This is a genomic window from Candidatus Babeliales bacterium, assembly GCA_040879965.1.
Classification (GTDB): domain Bacteria; phylum Babelota; class Babeliae; order Babelales; family JACPOV01; genus JBBDJI01.
Genome location: JBBDJI010000006.1, coordinates 21,106 through 39,906, shown reverse-complemented (window position 1 = coordinate 39,906; position 18,801 = coordinate 21,106). Strand labels below are relative to the sequence as shown.

12 protein-coding genes are annotated in these 18,801 nt (G+C 32.4%); 1 reads left to right on the top strand and 11 read right to left on the bottom strand.

What is annotated here, in order from left to right:
* From WDZ41_00540 to WDZ41_00490, 11 genes are all read right to left on the bottom strand, one after another.
* The coding region (locus WDZ41_00540; protein ID MEX0939829.1) for a hypothetical protein at window positions 1-791 on the bottom strand (791 nt) is incomplete at its 3' end.
* A gap of 74 nt (window positions 792-865) precedes the next feature.
* Window positions 866-2,788: a methionine--tRNA ligase gene (gene metG / locus WDZ41_00535; GenBank protein ID MEX0939828.1), complete on the bottom strand. Its 1,923-nt coding sequence runs from the start codon at window positions 2,786-2,788 to the stop codon at window positions 866-868.
* A 126-nt stretch (window positions 2,789-2,914) separates the two neighbouring features.
* Window positions 2,915-4,648, bottom strand: coding sequence for a hypothetical protein (locus WDZ41_00530; GenBank protein ID MEX0939827.1), 1,734 nt, complete (start codon window positions 4,646-4,648; stop codon window positions 2,915-2,917).
* Between the two features lie 85 nt (window positions 4,649-4,733).
* Entirely contained in the window at window positions 4,734-9,110 is a 4,377-nt protein-coding gene (locus WDZ41_00525; protein MEX0939826.1) for a hypothetical protein, read from the bottom strand.
* A 188-nt stretch (window positions 9,111-9,298) separates the two neighbouring features.
* Complete coding sequence (locus WDZ41_00520; protein MEX0939825.1) at window positions 9,299-10,378, bottom strand: spermidine/putrescine ABC transporter substrate-binding protein; 1,080 nt, start codon at window positions 10,376-10,378, stop codon at window positions 9,299-9,301.
* Between the two features lie 9 nt (window positions 10,379-10,387).
* The gene (locus WDZ41_00515) at window positions 10,388-11,164 is read right to left on the bottom strand and encodes an ABC transporter permease (protein MEX0939824.1); all 777 of its coding nucleotides are present in this window, start codon (window positions 11,162-11,164) and stop codon (window positions 10,388-10,390) included.
* Window positions 11,165-11,172: 8 nt separating this feature from the next.
* Entirely contained in the window at window positions 11,173-12,030 is an 858-nt protein-coding gene (locus WDZ41_00510) for an ABC transporter permease (GenBank protein MEX0939823.1), read from the bottom strand.
* A complete protein-coding gene (locus WDZ41_00505; protein ID MEX0939822.1) occupies window positions 12,027-13,121 on the bottom strand; it encodes an ABC transporter ATP-binding protein in 1,095 nt (364 codons plus the stop codon). Before WDZ41_00505 ends, WDZ41_00510 begins: the two co-directional genes overlap by 4 nt.
* Window positions 13,118-13,807: a hypothetical protein gene (locus tag WDZ41_00500; GenBank protein ID MEX0939821.1), complete on the bottom strand. Its 690-nt coding sequence runs from the start codon at window positions 13,805-13,807 to the stop codon at window positions 13,118-13,120. The genes WDZ41_00505 and WDZ41_00500 overlap by 4 nt, the downstream gene beginning before the upstream one ends.
* A gap of 130 nt (window positions 13,808-13,937) precedes the next feature.
* Window positions 13,938-16,826, bottom strand: a complete 2,889-nt coding sequence (locus WDZ41_00495) for a BamA/TamA family outer membrane protein (GenBank protein ID MEX0939820.1) — start codon at window positions 16,824-16,826, stop codon at window positions 13,938-13,940.
* Between the two features lie 105 nt (window positions 16,827-16,931).
* The gene (locus tag WDZ41_00490) at window positions 16,932-17,216 is read right to left on the bottom strand and encodes an acylphosphatase (GenBank protein MEX0939819.1); all 285 of its coding nucleotides are present in this window, start codon (window positions 17,214-17,216) and stop codon (window positions 16,932-16,934) included.
* Between the two features lie 154 nt (window positions 17,217-17,370).
* Here WDZ41_00490 and gltX point away from each other — a divergent pair, with 154 nt between their 5' ends.
* Window positions 17,371-18,801 carry a glutamate--tRNA ligase gene (gltX, locus tag WDZ41_00485; GenBank protein MEX0939818.1) on the top strand — a complete coding sequence of 477 codons (1,431 nt, stop codon included), beginning with the start codon at window positions 17,371-17,373 and terminating at the stop codon, window positions 18,799-18,801.

Here is an 18,801-nt window from a genome sequence, read left to right as displayed (position 1 = left end):
GTGAATGTGGATTGGCAACAATCTAGAATTTCATCAAGCACTGTAAATACTGTACTTAAATCTACTGAAGCTGTTATCTGTAAATTATCTAGAATCGTCCAAGTTTCAAAAAACTTTTCACATAAAATCGTTTGCGTGTCAAAAATATCAATTTCAATTTCATCTAAAACAGTGAATGTGGATTGGCAACAATCTAGAATTTCTTCAAGAATAGTAAATGTTTGGTTAAATTTATTACAGATAATTTCTTCTAATAATAAAATGCGTTTTTTTATTGCTGCGAGTAATGCAAGAACTTGTGTTAAATCACAAACGTTTTTGCCGACAATTGCATTTGGAGCATTTGGTGATGCTGCATCAGGACGGTTTGATTTAATGTCTTCTTTTGAAAATATTTTTCTTAATTCAATTTCATAATCGTTGATTAAATTTTTACATGATTCAATCTCATTTAAAGCTTCCTTGGGATACAATTGCTCAATCAACTGTATAATTTTAGATGCATCATCCAAATTTTCTTCTATTAATCTACATTGATCTATTGTTAAACTAAATGCTGCTTGTACAAATGATAATTCTTGTTGGTGCAAATAATCATCCAATACTCTTACGATACTTTTTGCAATACCTTTTTTTTGATTGAATGAATCTAAAATATCTCGATAAATATCGATTATACCTTGAGATTTAAAATTATTATTATTTAAAAATTCATCTGGAAATTGACTGTTTACATTGAAAATAATGAAAAAATGTATGAAAAGAAAAATATAATGCAATAATCGCTTCATATTTCTTACCCTTTTTTTTAAGTAGTAATATGAAGCGATTGCTTTGTCAAAAAAATTAAAGCTATTGTATCAAATTATCGCAATCGAGTTCCTTCTTTCACGCGATGCGTAGGCTTTATTATTTCTAAATCACCTTGTTCATTTTCTGCAATCAACATCATACCCTGAGATTCCATACCCATCATTTTGCGCGGCTTTAAATTGAATACAAAAACTGCTTGCTCACCGATCAAATCTTCTGGGCTAAATGATTTTTTTATACCTGCTAAAATTTGGCGATTACCAAATTCACCAAAATTCACCCGCATTTTTAATAATTTATCAGATTTTACAACTGGCTCGCATTCTTCTATTGTCCCTACCCGAAGTTCAACTTTTTGTACTTCATCAATAGTTGTATATTTTGTTTCTTCGATAGAAACTTCCTCGTCTGCTTGTGTTATGCTTTCTTCTTTAAGTATATGTGGCTTTTCAAATAACGTTTGCGTAATGAACAAATTAAAGGTACGATCCCATCGATTATTTTTAATATCTTCTAAATAATTCTGGTCATAATGTAAAAAAACACCTAAATTCTTGAGTAATTCTTCCATTTTTTTAGGCATAATTGGCCACATCAAAATACCAATATCATATAAACTATGGCATACGGCTGAAATTACTTCTGCAAAATGAACTTCATTATTTTTTGCTAATTGCCATGGCTCTTGCGCATGAAAATAACTATTTACTTGATTTATAAAACGCCATAATCGTGCAACAGCCATATGCGCCATACCTTCATTCATATACTTTTCAAAATCTTCAATAGCATCCCAACTATTTCTACGTAATGCCTCGCCACTTTCAGTCCATACTTTTTGCGAATGCACTATAGATAAATTATATTTAAAAGCTAAAGTCAACATACGATTGAGTAAATTCCCAAGATCATCTGCTAAATCACTTGCAATTCGTTGTTCTAAATCTTCGATGCTAAAATCAGTGTCATGATTAATTGCCATATGGCGTATTAAATAATATCGAATTGGATCGGCACCATAATGTTCAAATAATACATCTGGATCAACTACATTACCCAATGATTTTGACATTTTTTGCTGGTTAACTTTTATCCAACCGTGTACTAACAAACGCTTCGGTAATTGCAAATCAGCCGCCATTAAAAATGCTGGCCAATAAACGGCATGAAAGCGTATAATGTCTTTGCCAAGCACTTGCATATCAGCCGGCCACCAAAAATTAAATTCTTCCTGTTTTTCAGGATCACCATAACCGATAGCAGAAATATAATTATTTAATGCATCAGCCCACACATATACTACGTGTTCAGGATCATTAGGAAATGGTATTCCCCAAGAAATAGTAGTACGTGAAATACTTAAATCACGTAATCCCGATTCTACAAATCGAATAACTTCCGATGCACGTTCTTTTGGAATTATGAATCCAGAATTATCTTTGTAAAATTTTAATAATTTATCTTGATAAGCTGATAATCTAAAAAAATATGACTCTTCTGACACACGGTTAGTTTGTCGATTACATGAAGAGCATAATGGCGCCTCATTGCTTTCTGCTTCATCCGTTACAAAAGTCTCACACGGGGTACAATACCAACCAGAATACATTGATTTATAAATATCACCTTTTTCAAGCAGCTTTTTTATCCAATATTGTACTGCTTTTATGTGTTCTGGATCAGTAGTACGAATAAATTTATTATATTCTAATTCATAGTGATGCCAGGTTGTTTTATATGCCGGAATAAAACTATCTACAAACTTTTTTGGATCTTTTCCTGCTTTTTCGGCTGCTTGCGCTACTTTTTGTCCATGCTCATCAGTACCCGTTAAAAAAAATGTTTTTTTATGTTGCAATTTATGCCAACGAGTAAAAACATCGGCTAATAATGTTGAATATAAAGAGCCTAAGTGCGGTTTTGCCGTACCATAGTAAATTGGGGTTGTGATGTAGAATTTATTTTTTTCTGCCATGATAAAAATCCTTATTTTGCAATACAAATGTATTTTTTAAGGTTAATCGAAAAATATGGCTTTCGCAAAAAAATAAAAGGCCACACAAAAGTGCAGCCTTTTTAATAAGTAAACAAAAACTAAGTATTAAAAATATGCTACAAAGCCGATGTGCCAATCACTTTCTTGTGGTGCGTTACGGCCTGCAAATACGGTTGTCCATCCACCAAATAGCTCCCAATAATCACCTTGATGGAACATTTCAGTGCGTACTTTATGACCATATACTTTAGTACGACGTTCTAAAACATTTGGATCAAGCGGTTGAACATTGCCTAAGAAATCAGTAGCCGTAGATTGATCTAAACTTACATTATCTTTTGATTTGATATACAATTCGTAACCCACCATGAAGCCAACACGTGGATTGCATGGTACTAAAAAGTTAAAATCTAAATGACTTAAAAAATAATGCCATGAAATATCGGCATCAATTGCTGGTCCAATATTTTTCACCGTCGCGCCTCTAAATGGGGCTGCCACACGCTCATTGGCTTTGAATGCGTGATTATAAAATGCATCACCTTTTAAAATAAACCAACAATTTGGTTCCCAAGTTCCAACGGCACCAAATTTTATTTCAAAGTGACGGTTATTACCGGTTGAAAAAATACGAAGCACTTCTCCCGGATCTTTGATTTTAATACCGCTTGGTAACTTCATTCCAACAATGCCTTCAATCATACCATGACAAAATTCATAATTTGTATAAAATTCAGTATTAATATCACCAATACCAACATTGTGTTGTGTATTAAACGTGACACCGTTTTCAGCGAAAAAAACTACTGCCGTTTCATTTAATTTTCTTGTAATATTTTGAATAGCATCACCAATAAATCGACCATCAGTACTCATTATTATATTGCCTGCGTCCGTAACTTCAACAGTAGGAACTATCCATAATTGACGTTGTGCTGCTATATTGTTTTCTAAGGGTGTATAATCTGTTGTTGATATGAATTGACCTCTTTGATCATTTACTAAACCACTACCATCAGCATTTATCTCACCAGTAACAGCTGTTTCAAATGCACAAAATAATCCATTGGGTGCCATTTCATTATCACGTTGTATCGCATGAACTGGCGTATCATTAGCATTAGTTATATCTCTAGCGGCAATTGCAATTCTATTCATTGCATTGCTGTAATTCACTAACGGTTCAGGATTAGCACCTGCTTGTTCGATAAATAATGAAGAAAGAAAATCAAGCCGATAGGCATAACAATCAGGAACACGTTGTGTTGTTGGATTTGGCGTTGGACTCTGCCCTGTGCCATCAACATGTTCATCCTGCAAACGGCATACATCACTTAAATCAAGACCTTCTTCTAAATCACAACAATTTTCAAGCTCTATTGTTATTGATCTAAATGGTATAACAACACGTGCACCAACATGCAATCGACATTCACATCCTAAAGCATAATCAAAATTAAAACCAAAATAAGCAGAATTTTCATTATAACTAATTTCTGGCCTTAATTGTGCAAATGCTAAAAAAGGATTTTGAGGGCTTATAGTGCCAGGTGCAAAAGCTTCAAGCGCAATAAAATTTTCAGTACCAAAAATAATACCAGCGAGTGACTGATCTTTTGCGGTGGTATTTTTATCTTTAAATGCTTTATCTGATTCGCGATGTAATGCTCCGGCCCAGGTATCAATCGCCCATCGGCCATCTTCATCAGTTGGTCGTGGTAATGGAGCATGTAAATGCCCACGCCTTAAACTCCATGGCGTACGTAATTCTCTCCCGATTAAAGACAGATTAACTAATGTCATAATTAAAAATATATGTCCAAACAATCTTTTATTCATCCCATTCCTTCATCAAAAAAACCATATATAGCTATCCTTAAAAAGAGCGCTTGATTTTTAATCTCAAGCGCTCTAGATTCTTATTTTAGAATGCAGTTGCACCACGTAATTCAATTGCTTGGTTAATATCACGAGATACATCATTGAGGTTAATACCAAGTGCTCCTAGTCTTAATGAATGATCATGATCAACCATATTAAAACCATTTGTACCTAAAATAAATTGAATTAGTTCTCTACGAATACTCGTACCATCAACAAAACCAACAGTAGATAGTTCTATCTGATCGCGGAATACATTAGCACGTGGAGAATTCTGAGTATCAAAAGGAGTAGTAGTTAAGTAATCAAAGAATGCCTGTGGACCTACATTAACGGGTTGTGCTGGTTTTGATGTATCACGAAGTAATAATTTACCAGCCATGATACCAGCTTCTAAGTTTGCACTTATTTGCCCAGCAGTATTTTGCACGGTTGGATTAATTGATGAAATAATAACATTTCTCATTACAGTGCGCGCATGAACTTTCAAATTTCTACCAGATCGCATCAAATTTTGTGCTTCTCTGATTTTTTCTCTATTTGGCCCACGTGTTATCATGCTAAACATCATTTGTTTTGCTTGTTCCATCATTTCTGTAGCATTTTGCATCATCTCTTGTGCTTGTAAAAATAAAACACGTGCATCAGCTGGCAATCGATCTACTTCTTGATCGCGTTTGATGATTTCATCACACATATCATCAACGCAACTTTCAATAAATGCTAGATTTCCACCACCACGAATCACAGAATCATTAAGATTGAACAATAATGTAAATGCATCAGAAGGTCCAAGAGCAAGCAATGCAGCGTTACTACTATCGCCGGTTACAATTTGATTATGATTGAACGTTCCTTCACGAATATCAATTGCAATTGAAGTTACATTTTCTAGGCAATTTACGAGCCATTCATTTGGTATAACACTCGCTTTATTTGCCATACCAACTGCAAGACCTAAAAATCCTTGGCGATTAATTTCAAAAACAGTACCTACCCCATCAAGTATTAAAGTAAAGTCAATTGTAGCATCTTGCTCACACCGTGTATTACCAATTTGAAATGAACCACCAGCTTCTTCTTGCGTACCAATATAAATAGCGGACTGGTCATTTAATAACCAAGTAATCGAAGTGGTACTATCACAAATAGGTGAAGTTTCAATACCAAAAAATTGATTTTCTAAAAGCAACATTGTCGCATTTTCATCCATGGTAATGAAACCATCACCAATTAATTTCACACGAATATCATCTAAATCTCTGGGTTCCATACCAGCTACTAGATCACTATCAAGTACGTTTTGGAATGTCCATCTTGTTTGATCAGTAAATGATAATGTGCCGCCACCAAGAATCAATTGAGCTCCTGGTTCAAACACAACTTGAACATTACCAGCAAATTGCAGAATTTTGTTATCAGTATCAAATTGAGTAAGATCAAGCATACCTGTTGATTTAACACGGAATTCCTGATGATCTTGAGCATGAATAGTTAATATTTGTGGTTCTGCTAACCCGAATGAGGTACCACTTAAAATAGCGCAAACATTATCGATAATAATATTTTCATTTAATTCAATGGTAGCATCACCATTGGCACAAATTAACATACCATTAATACCTAATTTTACTGATGCTTGTAATGAATCAACATTACGATGTGCCGTACCTAAACCTACAAAAGCTTCATCTTCAACTACTAAGAATCCTACTGGTGCTTCTGCTGTATTGCAACCAGTAAGCATAACTAATTCACGAATTTTACCACCTTTAACTTGCAGATGTGCTTGATCACCCAAACGTGAACGTTTTATTTGGAATTGATCAACCATACCAAGAACCATCGGTAATGCACGTAAGTTTGAATCAGTTACTGGTGGGCATTCACAACCAGTTGGTGTCATTTTCGGCTCATATGGCACAAAGCTATTACTACTTGTATAATCTTTTTGTACAGCACCCCAGTCCATAGTAAAATCAGAAAGACAGATGCCTGCAGGAATTAATGTACGTTGCGCAGTATCAGTTAAATTAATATTCCATTGAGTAATCCCAACACGAGAATCAAAGAATACTTGGCTTTTTGGTAAATTAATAACACCATTTCTACTTTTGACTACCATTGTCGCAACACTCGCACGATACATAGAATTAATTTTGAATGTACCATTAGCATCTACAAAAATGGCTCCTTGTCCAATTGTACCGCCAGCTTCTGGCAATGCCCATAAACCACCAGCAGTTTCAAATGAAAAGAATGCACCGCTAATGCAGAAGGATGGCGTAGTAACTAAATCAAATGGCATACCAGTATTAATATCTATACCCTGTGCACCATTAGTACCTACTGAAATATTACTTGCATTATTTAAAAATATTGACTGAACGGCACATTGATTAGAAATATCTCCAACAATCCCTTCCGTAATACAAGTATCATTTGCATTGGTATCAAGAGATAATCGTTGTTCAGTTGCTAACATTTGTTCTGTCTCTTGGAATATATCTAAATGCGAATCACGGTCAATTAATTGACCACATGCTGACAATGAACCTTCATCCGTGCCCAAAACCATAATACGGCCATAACCATCATCAATACGTCTTCCATTATTATAAAAACGCAATATACTGCTATTACTATTTTCTTCATCATTTGGAATGCGAATATCAACGCCAGTTAAGCCAACATTGGTATGAATACGAAATATTGAATTATGCAATGCAATTGTTGGACGTTCTTGATCTTCTGGTAAACAAATTTTAAATGTCTCACCACCTATATATGTTGGTTCTGAACTAAGATCGGAACGACCAAGATTATTGCGATCATACACGTCATGGATAGCATCAGTATGTACAATGGAGGTATTGAAAATATCTATACGATTATTAATCAACCACGCCGCTTTATTATATTGTAAATAATCGCCATCTTCGTTTCGTGCAAATGTTCTTTGTGGAAATTGTGTTTCATTAGATTCTACAAATACAGAGCATCCTGTTTTAGTAACTTCTAATGAAAGCACATTTAATGCGGTATTACCATCAAGTTGTCCTGAAACAGTAAGCATCCCTTCAACATCAAAAATAATATTTCCAGCACCTTCAGTTTCTTGACCTGGATCAATAGTAAATGATGATGTTACATCACCATTACAATCAACACCTGATCTAAAATAAATAGCTGAAGAACCTTGTAAGAAAATTTCTGCTGGTGTTGCATTTATATCATTATCACCATCGACGATAAATGCTGATGCATTTCGTTCTTTTATTAAATCTTGTACACCAGTTATTTTCATACATTCAATTAAATCAATAATATCTGGCTGCACGTTCGATAATGGGGTATTTACTATTGGTACGGTATTTGTTTGCGTGCCAATATAATCAATATACGTTAAATCATTTAATTGCAAGAGTGCATTTGCTCCTAAAATAAACCCAAATTGAGTGCCAGTTACGACAAATGCTCCATCACAAAATGGATCTGCTAAGAAATTAGTTAATTTAGCATTTTCATTAATAATTCGTAAAGGAGCAGGGGTACCAATGCCACTATTAGCGTTTTCTACTATTAAAGTAGCTTCTAATCCAGCAGGAGTATTAAATTCAATATCATCTAACATGAATTCGCTATCTAAACTCGCATCTAGCCATACACCACGAATTGAAAAGTAAGAACAATTTTCAAGACGCAGAATTGTGCAGCCGGTACCAGTATTTGATGGATCAAATGCTATAGTACCCTCCTCCGTTGCAGCACCTGAAGCAACCGTTGTTTCCGCAAGAAAGGTAATACCTGATCGAGGGCCAACTTTTACTTCAACATTTTCCATCACATTACCAGTAAGTGGATCTAATCGTCGAAACAATAGTAGTGGATTATTTGGATCATCCATAGCAAGAAAAACACGTGCGCCACCACTATCTGAATTTGAAGTAAAGCAAACTTCTTGCCCACCTTCGATAAAAAATCTAACTTCACCAGGTCCAGAAACTGAAACTAAAAGATCCAAAAGCGTATCATCATTTGCTGTACCACGGAAAATTAAATCACTCGTAAGTGAAAAAGTAATGGTGCGATCAGTATTGGCAAATAAGTATAATCGTGCTGAATTAGTCGGAATATTATCGCATCGATTACCGGAACCAGTAATAACTGAATCTTCATTAGTAACGGTTACAAGAATATCACATGAATCAGCTACCACGTGAATTCCTTCTACTAATGCATTTACTCCACGCACATCAATATTTTGATCAATTACATCCATGGTAATGCCAGGATCTTTACCTGCTGGCCCATCGCTTCGATTATGCCACAATACGGTAGTGCCACACATAGCCGATAATTGAGAAGAAAATATAATTAAACATAAAAACAGCAACATACTTGAAATGTGCTTCTTCATACTCTCATCCTTTTTTTTGAAGAGGTTACACAAATCCTAACTATGAACAGATGCTTAAAAACTGGTAATTAAAAAAGTAAAATGCGATAATTGAAATGTTAACTAATAGATACCACTCACCACATCATTAAGCTTCTATTGTTTAATAGTTTTTTTAAAAAAAATTGTCAAGAATAGACTTTGAATAATTATGAAACTTTTAATGAAATCCAAATATTATTTGCGATATCTTCAGAAATAATATTTTTAAAGAAAAATAATGGCTTAGTTTCATCAAAGTGAGCATTAATTATCGAAGCAGGAAATTGTTCTTCTTTCATAATCGATAAAAGTTCTTTTGTTGTTCCAATGAATGGTTGATTTTCAATATGATAGCGAATATTTTCTGGACGATATAAAAAATTTATCAATTTATATACTAACTCAGTTTGTTCGCAACGAGCAGAAATAGCCAAATTATCAATAAGTATAAAACTTCCTTTATCTGGAACTAAGAAATCTAGATTGTTATTAGACTGTATTGCTTTAGCAATATAAGGGCTTGCTGCAATTACTACGGGAGATGCTTGAGAAATCAACATATAATTTGATCGTACATCAGCATCTATATAAGCTTCGACTCGTTTTTTTTGATTAAGTAAAAGTTTTTTGATTTCTTCTATTTTTTCTTGATTTAATTGATCTATTGAATTGAAGAGATACAAAGCGGAAATAAGTATTGCTTCACGAGCAATATTAACCATACCTACTTTTGCATTGGATATAGGATATGAAAAAAGTAAAGACCATGATAATGGCAATCGTTCTTTAAAAAATGCTTTATTAACCCCAATACCATAAATTGCCCAATAATAAGGAACAGAATAAGTATTTTCTGGATCAAAATAATGATTTAATAACCGCGGCAATAATCTATCCCAAAAATCTAACCTAGATTTATCAATGGGTTTAAGCAAATTAAAATGAATTAATTTTTCCATTAAATAATCTGACGGCATTATTAAATCATACCCTTCCCCTTTTGATGTATAAAATTTTACAAATAATTCTTCGTTACTGTCAAAATAAGTGGTATTAACTTTAATACCCGTTTCTTGTTCAAAAGCATCAATAACTTTAGGATCAATGGTATTGGCCCAAGTAAGTAAATTTATTGCTTTTTGCGATTGCCATAATGAACTAAGATAAGGTAATGAAATAAACATACCAAATAATAAAATCCAAACTGCTATCATTAATAAACGAATGTAAAATTTATTTTTTTTCATTTTCATATTTTAAAAAATACGCGATCTAACTTTTAAGAGTGAAAATAATAATACAATACCACTGCTTATCAATAATAAAATTGTTGATAATGCATTAATCGTTGGCGACACACCACTTCTAATCATTGCAAAAATATATAAAGATAATGTCTGAGCAGTACCTCCTGCACAAAAAAAAGAAATTAAAAAATCATCTAATGAAATAATAAAAACAAGCAATCCTGCTGCTACTAATGCTGGCATTAAAACCGGTATTATAATTCGCCTAAATGTTTGATTTAATGTAGCCCCAAGATCTAATGATGCTTCTATAATACTATATTCTAATTCTTCAAATCTCGTTGATAAAATTGGTATAGCATAACCAAGTCCCAAAACAGTATGGCCAGCAATTAAAGTAACTAATCCAAGCGGTATTCCAAAAAAAGTAAATAGCATCAATAATCCTAATGCTAAAATAATTTCTGGAAGCATCAAATTAATATAAAAGATTAGGTCAAATCGCCTCATTTTACTTTGTGCTCCATAAAAAATCCACAAAAGTCCTAAAAATAAACTAAATCCCGCTGAATAAGTTGCAACAATCAGCGAATTTTTAGCCGCTTGCCAAATTTCTGTTGATTGCCACAATTCATAATACCATTGTGTGGAAAAACTTACCCACCGATATGGAAAAGCAATGCTATTAAATGAGAATAATACTAAAACAAAGATAGGCGTATATAAAAAAATATACATTGCTAAAATAAATAGGGATAAAAAATATCGCTGTATATTAAATTTCACACTTTCCCTTATAATCGATAAATAAATCTTTTAAGCAGCCAATTTAATAATATAATGCTCATAAAAAGAGAAATACTTGCAATAATAGTAAATGCTGCACCTTTTGATAAATCAAGTGCAGTAAATACATAATGAGCAATAGCATTACCGGTAAACATATATTTATCACCACCAATGAGCAAAGGAATAGTAAACTCACCAAAAACAGGTACAAATACTAATAAAAGACCTGTTTTAATTCCAGGCCAACTTAATGGAATAATAACTTTAGTAATAGTTTGCCGGCCAGTTGCTCCTAAATCAGCCGATGCTTCCAAAATATTCTGATCTATTTTTTCCAAAACACTAAAAATTGGTAAAACCATAAATGGTAAATAACAATAAAAAGTAACAATTAAAATACCAACTATATTATTAAGAATTGCTAATGGTTGCTGAATCAATCCAATTGAAATTAAAAAATTGTTTAAAATGCCGCTTTTTTCTAAGATAAAAATCCAAGAATATATTAAAACAAGCAAATTAGTCCAAAAAGGAACTATTAATAAAAATAAAAAAAGGTTTTTAAATATAACCACTTTACGAGCTAACCAATACGCTATTGGATAACCAAATAACAAACATAAGATGCTTGTTGTTAAAGCAAGAAAAAAAGATAACAAAATGATATATAAATGATTAGTATCAAATAAAATAGTATAATTTTTTAAAGAAAAAAAATAACCGGTGGGAGCAATAAAACTACCTGAAATAATCAAAATTAATGGAATAATACAAAAAAATACCTGCCAAACTAAAGCAGGTATCGCCATAAAAAATGAGCTTTCAGAAAAAAAGAGCTTCTGTACTCGTTTTATTATATTCATTGTTTTAATAACACCGCATTTTCTTTTTGCCAATACAAGTTTACGGTATCACCATAATCTATTATCTCTTTTGGAAAATGTTCTTCATTTTGCTCAAAAACTGATATTAATAAATCATTGACTAGCCGTACGTTATACTGCGTGGATCTTCCGTGATAAACAATAGACTCAACCGTTCCAGTTAATTTATTAGAAAAACCCTCTACCAATACTTTACTAATTAAAATTTTTTCAGGACGAATACTAATAAATACTTCTTTTTGTAATGCTATCCATGGTTTATTTTCTGGCGTAAAAACATCAATTGAACCTAATGATTCAACCGCTACTTTTACATGTTTATTTTCAAAATTGACTACATGGCCTTTTAAAAGATTAGCTGAACCCACGAATTTTGCTACAAAAGTAGAAACGGGAAATTCATAAATTTCTTTTGGTGTACCAATTTGTTCAATAAAGCCATCTTGATTCATGATTGCCATGTGATCAGCAACAGTCAATGCTTCAAAATGATCATGAGTGACATACACAAAAGTGGTTTTTAAATTTGTTTGCAAATCGATTAATTCTAAAAGTAACTTTTCACGTAATTTCGGGTCTAATGCGGTTAGTGGCTCATCTAGCAGCAAAACATCTGGTTCATTAATAATTGCGCGCGCTAATGCCACGCGTTGCTTTTGTCCACCAGAAAGTTGTCCAATTGATTTATAAATATGTGCATCTAAATGCACTGAATGAAGAATTTTTATTACTTTTTTTTCAATTATTTCTTCTGGCACACCACGAATACGTTGGGAATAAGCAACATTGTCAAACACATTTAAATGAGGAAATAAAGCATAATTTTGAAAAACGGTATTAATATTTCGCTCATTTATAGGCACGTGTGTGATATTTTCATCACCGAGGTAAATTGCCCCACTATCTGCAGTTTCAAAACCTGCAATAAGTCTTAATATTGTGGTTTTTCCACAGCCACTCGGTCCCAATAATGCAAAAAATTGGCCAGATGGTATAGTTAAATTAATTCCATCAAGAATCTCTTGTCCATTATATGATTTTTTAATATTTTCTAGCCGAATACTTTTCATTCACCCTTCCTTGAGCGTGCAAAAAATACGGGAACAATTACATCAGCAAAAGTACAAGGTATCACTACTGCAATAACAAGTAAAATAAAAAGAAGCCCCATATTTTGATACCAATTAGTATAACCTTCAGCAATTATGTAAAATAATGAAGCTAAAGAGCTCGTTAAAATATGCGAAAAATGAATTAAAATAGAAAAAAATCCCTTTACTGAACTCTTATGTTTACTCATTACTAGACCGTTTAACAAACCAATACCTAAAAAGGGAATAACATTATTAATTTCAGAAACTAAGCAAATATGAAAATGCATCGAAACACCTAAGATACGTCCAGCTAGATAGGGCAGAATGATATCTGATAACGTACAAAAGAATAATGCTGAAGCTAACGATACAACAAAGCCTTTTACAATATTATTGGAAAACCGTGAAAACATAACAATTGAACCGCTTGTAGCGAATACAATATGAAGAAAATGGAAGCTATGAAATAACGCATGAAGTCCACCACAATGTGAATGGTTCTGGTCTACGTTTGATAATCCAAAAACGGTCATAAAACTTAAGATTATTAAACCTACTGCTACCGAAAAAATAGCATACGGTAAATGACAAATAAGCTCTTCAATTAAAGAGGCACTATGATCATGGCTATGTCCATGACAATTATTATTTTCTTTATTCATGATATTTACTCACTTTTTACTTAATTAATTATAGTTTCACTATAATCCCTTTTTGTCAATTAAGCAAAAGGAGAAAATTCTTAAACGGCATTCTTTACACCGTTGTACTTCAATTGTTCAGGAAATGCCATTAGAAAGCATTACCAAAAGTTAAAAACCAGGCAAAAGATGAGTCTTCCGGTTTCCGTTTTTTCCATTTAAAACCAAGATCAAACCTAAGTGGACCGACTGGAGTATTGTACCGCAAACCAAAGCCGGAAGAAGCAAGAAATTTATTACCAGTAATTTCTGCCATAGATTTTTCGATCAATATGCCAACATCTTGAAAAACAGTGCCGCCAAATCCTTTATAAATGGGAAATCTAAATTCAATATTTCCATTCATCATTGACTTTCCCCCTTGTGGCACAAGACGTTGCTTACCATCACTTTCCGTTATAATACCAAGTGGTGGTGCCAAATCAGGCTCATAGCCTCTTAATGAATTTGCGCCACCTAAAAAAAATCGTTCCGGCGGCATAATTGCACTTAGTGTTTGATTAAAAATATGTCCAAGCCGTATTCGAATGCCAACAACAATAGGAAGTAATGGAACGAAAACTGACTGTTCACAAAATAATTTAAAAAAATTAACACTCCCTTTTTTCCAAGAAAACATTCCTTTAAAAGATATTGCCGTTAAAGAACCATATGCAGGATTTAATTTATCATCCAAATAATCCATAAATAATGAAGGTTCAATAAAAAAATAAGGAACTTTTTGATCAATTAATTGCGGTTCAAAATTTATAGCTCGTGCTAAATCAACAGAGAGACCACTTGTTTCCATAAATTCAAATCCCAAATTAAATCCAAAATAGCTTCGTTTAAATCGATGGCTTAATCCAACCAAAGCACCTTCCTGCCTTACGGTATAAAGAGGCTTTTCACTACCAATTACTACGGGCTGAATATATTTATTAGCATAACCTTTAACAATAGTATGCACTGGATATCCCATCGTCCATGGTGTCATATAAGACCCTGAAACATATCGATAAAAACGAGTAACATCTGAATCAAAACGGAGAAAATCACCTACATTAAAAGGATTTCTGTACAACAATGAGCCACCAGCTTTATAAGTTGAACCATTTCGAAAAGTTAAATATCTACTTACTTGCTGAAAACCACCTCGCATACGAACTTCGATAGGGTCATCTTCTATTACTTTTATCAAAATATTTTTTTCTGATTCTGGCTGTGAAATATTAATAGTAGAAACATGAATAGTTTCGAAAATTCCTAATTCACGCAATTTAACGATGGCGTAATCTAATTTTTCTTTATTCCAAATTTCACCTTCTTTATATGGAAGTTGCCGCATGATATTTCTAAAAGGAAACCGATTGCAACCAGTAACAATTGTTTTACCAAATCGAGTAATTGATTGTTTTAAATCAATATGCCATATAAGCGTTATATTTTTTTCAACTTCACGTATTTCTGGCTTTACATCAATATATAAATATCCCTCATTTTGAAAATGATGAATTAAAAAGTTTCTTTGTTCTTGAATTTGCGCAAAATTTATGGGCAACGGCAATTTTTTGCTTATATTCAAAAAAAGATCTTTTTTTAGAAGTTCGGTATGTTCAGGAATTTCTATTGATGATAAAATACGCCGATTCCCTTCATCCAGAGTTATATTTAAGCAGTAATGTCTGTCAGATATTTTGATATACTCTTGCTTAATTATCTGCACATCCCAAAAACCTTCTTTAATATAAAAAGAAAGCAAATCAGAAATTGCACGTTTAAGAGTTCCAGAATTATAATATTTAGATTTGGTACATGATTTAAAAAATTGCTTACTTAGATCAAAAGCATTGAAATGATCTATTCCATATAAAGTCACCTCATCGATTGATATACGTTTGCCCTCTTTAACAAAAAAGCTAATAATATTATTTTCTTGTTTAAATTCGATTTCTACCTGCCAAAAACCATTTTTTCGATAAAACTCTTCTATCTCTTCAGTTAAAATAGAAATAGGTAATAAATTAGTAGAATTACCAAAAATTAGAATTTGATCGAGCAATTCTTTTTTGTTAAAAGATTGATTACCGTAAAATATAAATGTTTTTTGTGGGCCTAAGTTAATATTAATAAGAAAAAAAATCTTTTTTGATTCATGTTTTATATTTTTTTCAATATTTAAACAAACAGCTAAATAACCTTTTTCTTTTAAATACTGCTTTAATCGGTCAATTTCAACTTCAAATAATTCTTTACTATAATTATGCCCTAATAATTTTGATTCAAGTTGCCTTATTACTTCATGTTTTAATTGATCAAATTCATTTTGCGATTTCTGCAAAACAGAATCGGTAAATTGTACTTGAAAATCATTGATTATAAATCGTGTATTAGGATCAATAATTATATCTACGATTACTGATTTATTTTTTTGATTATATGAAAATGAATCAATGACCACTCCCTCAAAATAACCTTCTTGCCACAATGCTTCATTAATTTTTTGAATAGAATGCTCATGCTTTTTTATATCGAATGGCTCAGTAGCTTCTAATAAATAATATTGCCGAAAAGAATCTTTACCGAGCATTGGACCGTGAAAGTGTACTTTATGAAAAGTCCAAACACCTTCTAACTCGATATCTAGAAAGAGCTCATCTCTTTCAAAACGCAAAACAAACGTCACAGTTTTGAATTGATTCTTATATTTAAAAAAATGACAGGCCTTTTTTAATTCATTTGCAGTAATAATATGAGAATTTTTAAAATTTAATAAATAATAAAATTCATCACTTTCGATATGAATATCACTTTTGCATGTAACTTTTGAGATAACAGTTGACTTTGGCCACCAATTATCGATTACAGCAAATGATTCATCATTATCAAGATTGATAACTAAATTCGATGTATAATTTTGGCTACCAGAATTTTGCACATCAAAACAAAAAATTGGTAAAGCAAGAAAGGCAATACAGATGCCTAATAGTTTAAGAAACACAATAATCCTAGTGCAATAGACATGCCATTAGTTTAGCATATATTTAAATTTGCACTAGGATTATTGTAGTTTTTTTCCGTAAAAAAAGGCTTTCTCATTAAAATTTTATTCTATTACTCTAAATACTCCTCTAAAATCTTTTTCTTTTAAAAAAGGTTCAATCTCTATATCTTTGATCGTCTCCTTTGCCACTTCTTTATGCAATGCTTCGATAAAATCTTCCATTACATCTTTTGGACCACATGCCAAAACTCTTACTGAAGAACCATTACCATTTACTATCTGAGCTGTACCTTCTATACCAAGTAAACGCGCTTTTTTTTGAACTATATTTTGTAAAAATTTTTTCGATTCTTCTAATGAAAAAGTAATATGCAAACATTGACTCATTACGTTTCTCCTTTTTAATTTCCTGAGAGGAAACCTAGCAAAACTTGAATACTGATGTCAAAATTATCTTAACAATATGTATTCAAAACTGGACGATTTTCTACAGGATAAGTACACTTTTACTAATATATTTTAGAAAACTATAGGATTTATTATGGAAAATGCAGTTCGGGTTCGCTTTGCTCCTTCTCCTACTGGCCTTTTACATTTAGGAAGTGTGAGAATTGCTTTATTTAATTATCTTTTTGCCAAACAAAAAAAAGGCACTTTTATTTTGCGCATAGAAGATACTGATCCTGAACGAAATTTCGATCCTGGTGCAAAAATAATTCTAGAAGACCTTGCTTGGCTCAACCTTACTTTTGATGAAGGTCCAAATATTGGCGGCCCTTATGCACCATATTTTCAATCAGAACGCGCTCCTATTTATCAAGAAAAATTAGACCAGTTAAAAAAGCAAAATGCAATCTACCGTTGCTTTTGCACACAAGAAGAATTAGAAAAAAAACGTAAACGACAAATTGCGCTTAAACAACCTCCACGTTATGATCGCACCTGTTTAGCACTTTCAATACAAGAAATTAAAAAAAACTTATTAGAAAAAAAACCATTTATTTGGCGTTTTAAATTAATCACAAATAAAACGATTGAAATTAACGATCTTGCACGTGGTGTTATCACTTTTGATTTTTCTAATTTTTCTGATTTCCCTCTTACTCGTCAAAATGGTACCTTTACATTTATATTTGCCAATGCAATTGATGATATGGTCATGAAAATGTCTCATATATTCCGCGGAGAAGATCATATTTCAAATACTCCTTGTCAAGCTGCTCTATTTGAAGCATTCAATATACCACTTCCTATTTTTTGGCATATGCCAATTATTTGCAATGTTGAAGGGAAAAAGTTATCGAAACGTGACTTTGGTTTTTCTTTGCGTGATTTAAAACATGCTGGATTTTTACCAGAAGCAATTTGTAACTACTTGGCAATTATTGGCGGCTCATTTGAAAAAGAAATTATGAATATGTCTGAGCTTATTAAAACTATAGATTTTTCTGATATACATTCAACAAGTGCCATCAGGTATGATGTAGAAAAATTAAAATGGGTTAATCATCAATGGCTCATACGTTATATGCCACAAGAACTTTTAACACAAATTCTTCCTTTTTTGGAAAAAAAATATCCACAAGCAAAGGAAGTTACTCAAGAGAAATTGATTTCTCTTATTAAAACCATTCAACCTGAGTTAAAAACATTGCAAGATGCACCGGCATTTTTAAGTTTTTACTTTGAAGAACCAGAGGTAAGTAAAAAAAATTTATTAGAACAAGAAACAGATATTATAGTTCAAGAACTTATTGAACTATTTATTGCTCATATTGATAAAATTGATTCACCTGATTTATATTATCAAGCAATAGCAAAAGTGTGCAAAGAAAAACAAATTTCGTTAAAACATACATGGCGATTGTTTCGTATAATTTTAACTGGTAAGCCAAGTGGCCCAGGAGTAAAAGAATTGTTAGAATTATTAGGACCAGCAAAAATTAAAAAACGTATTCAACATATTGTTTAA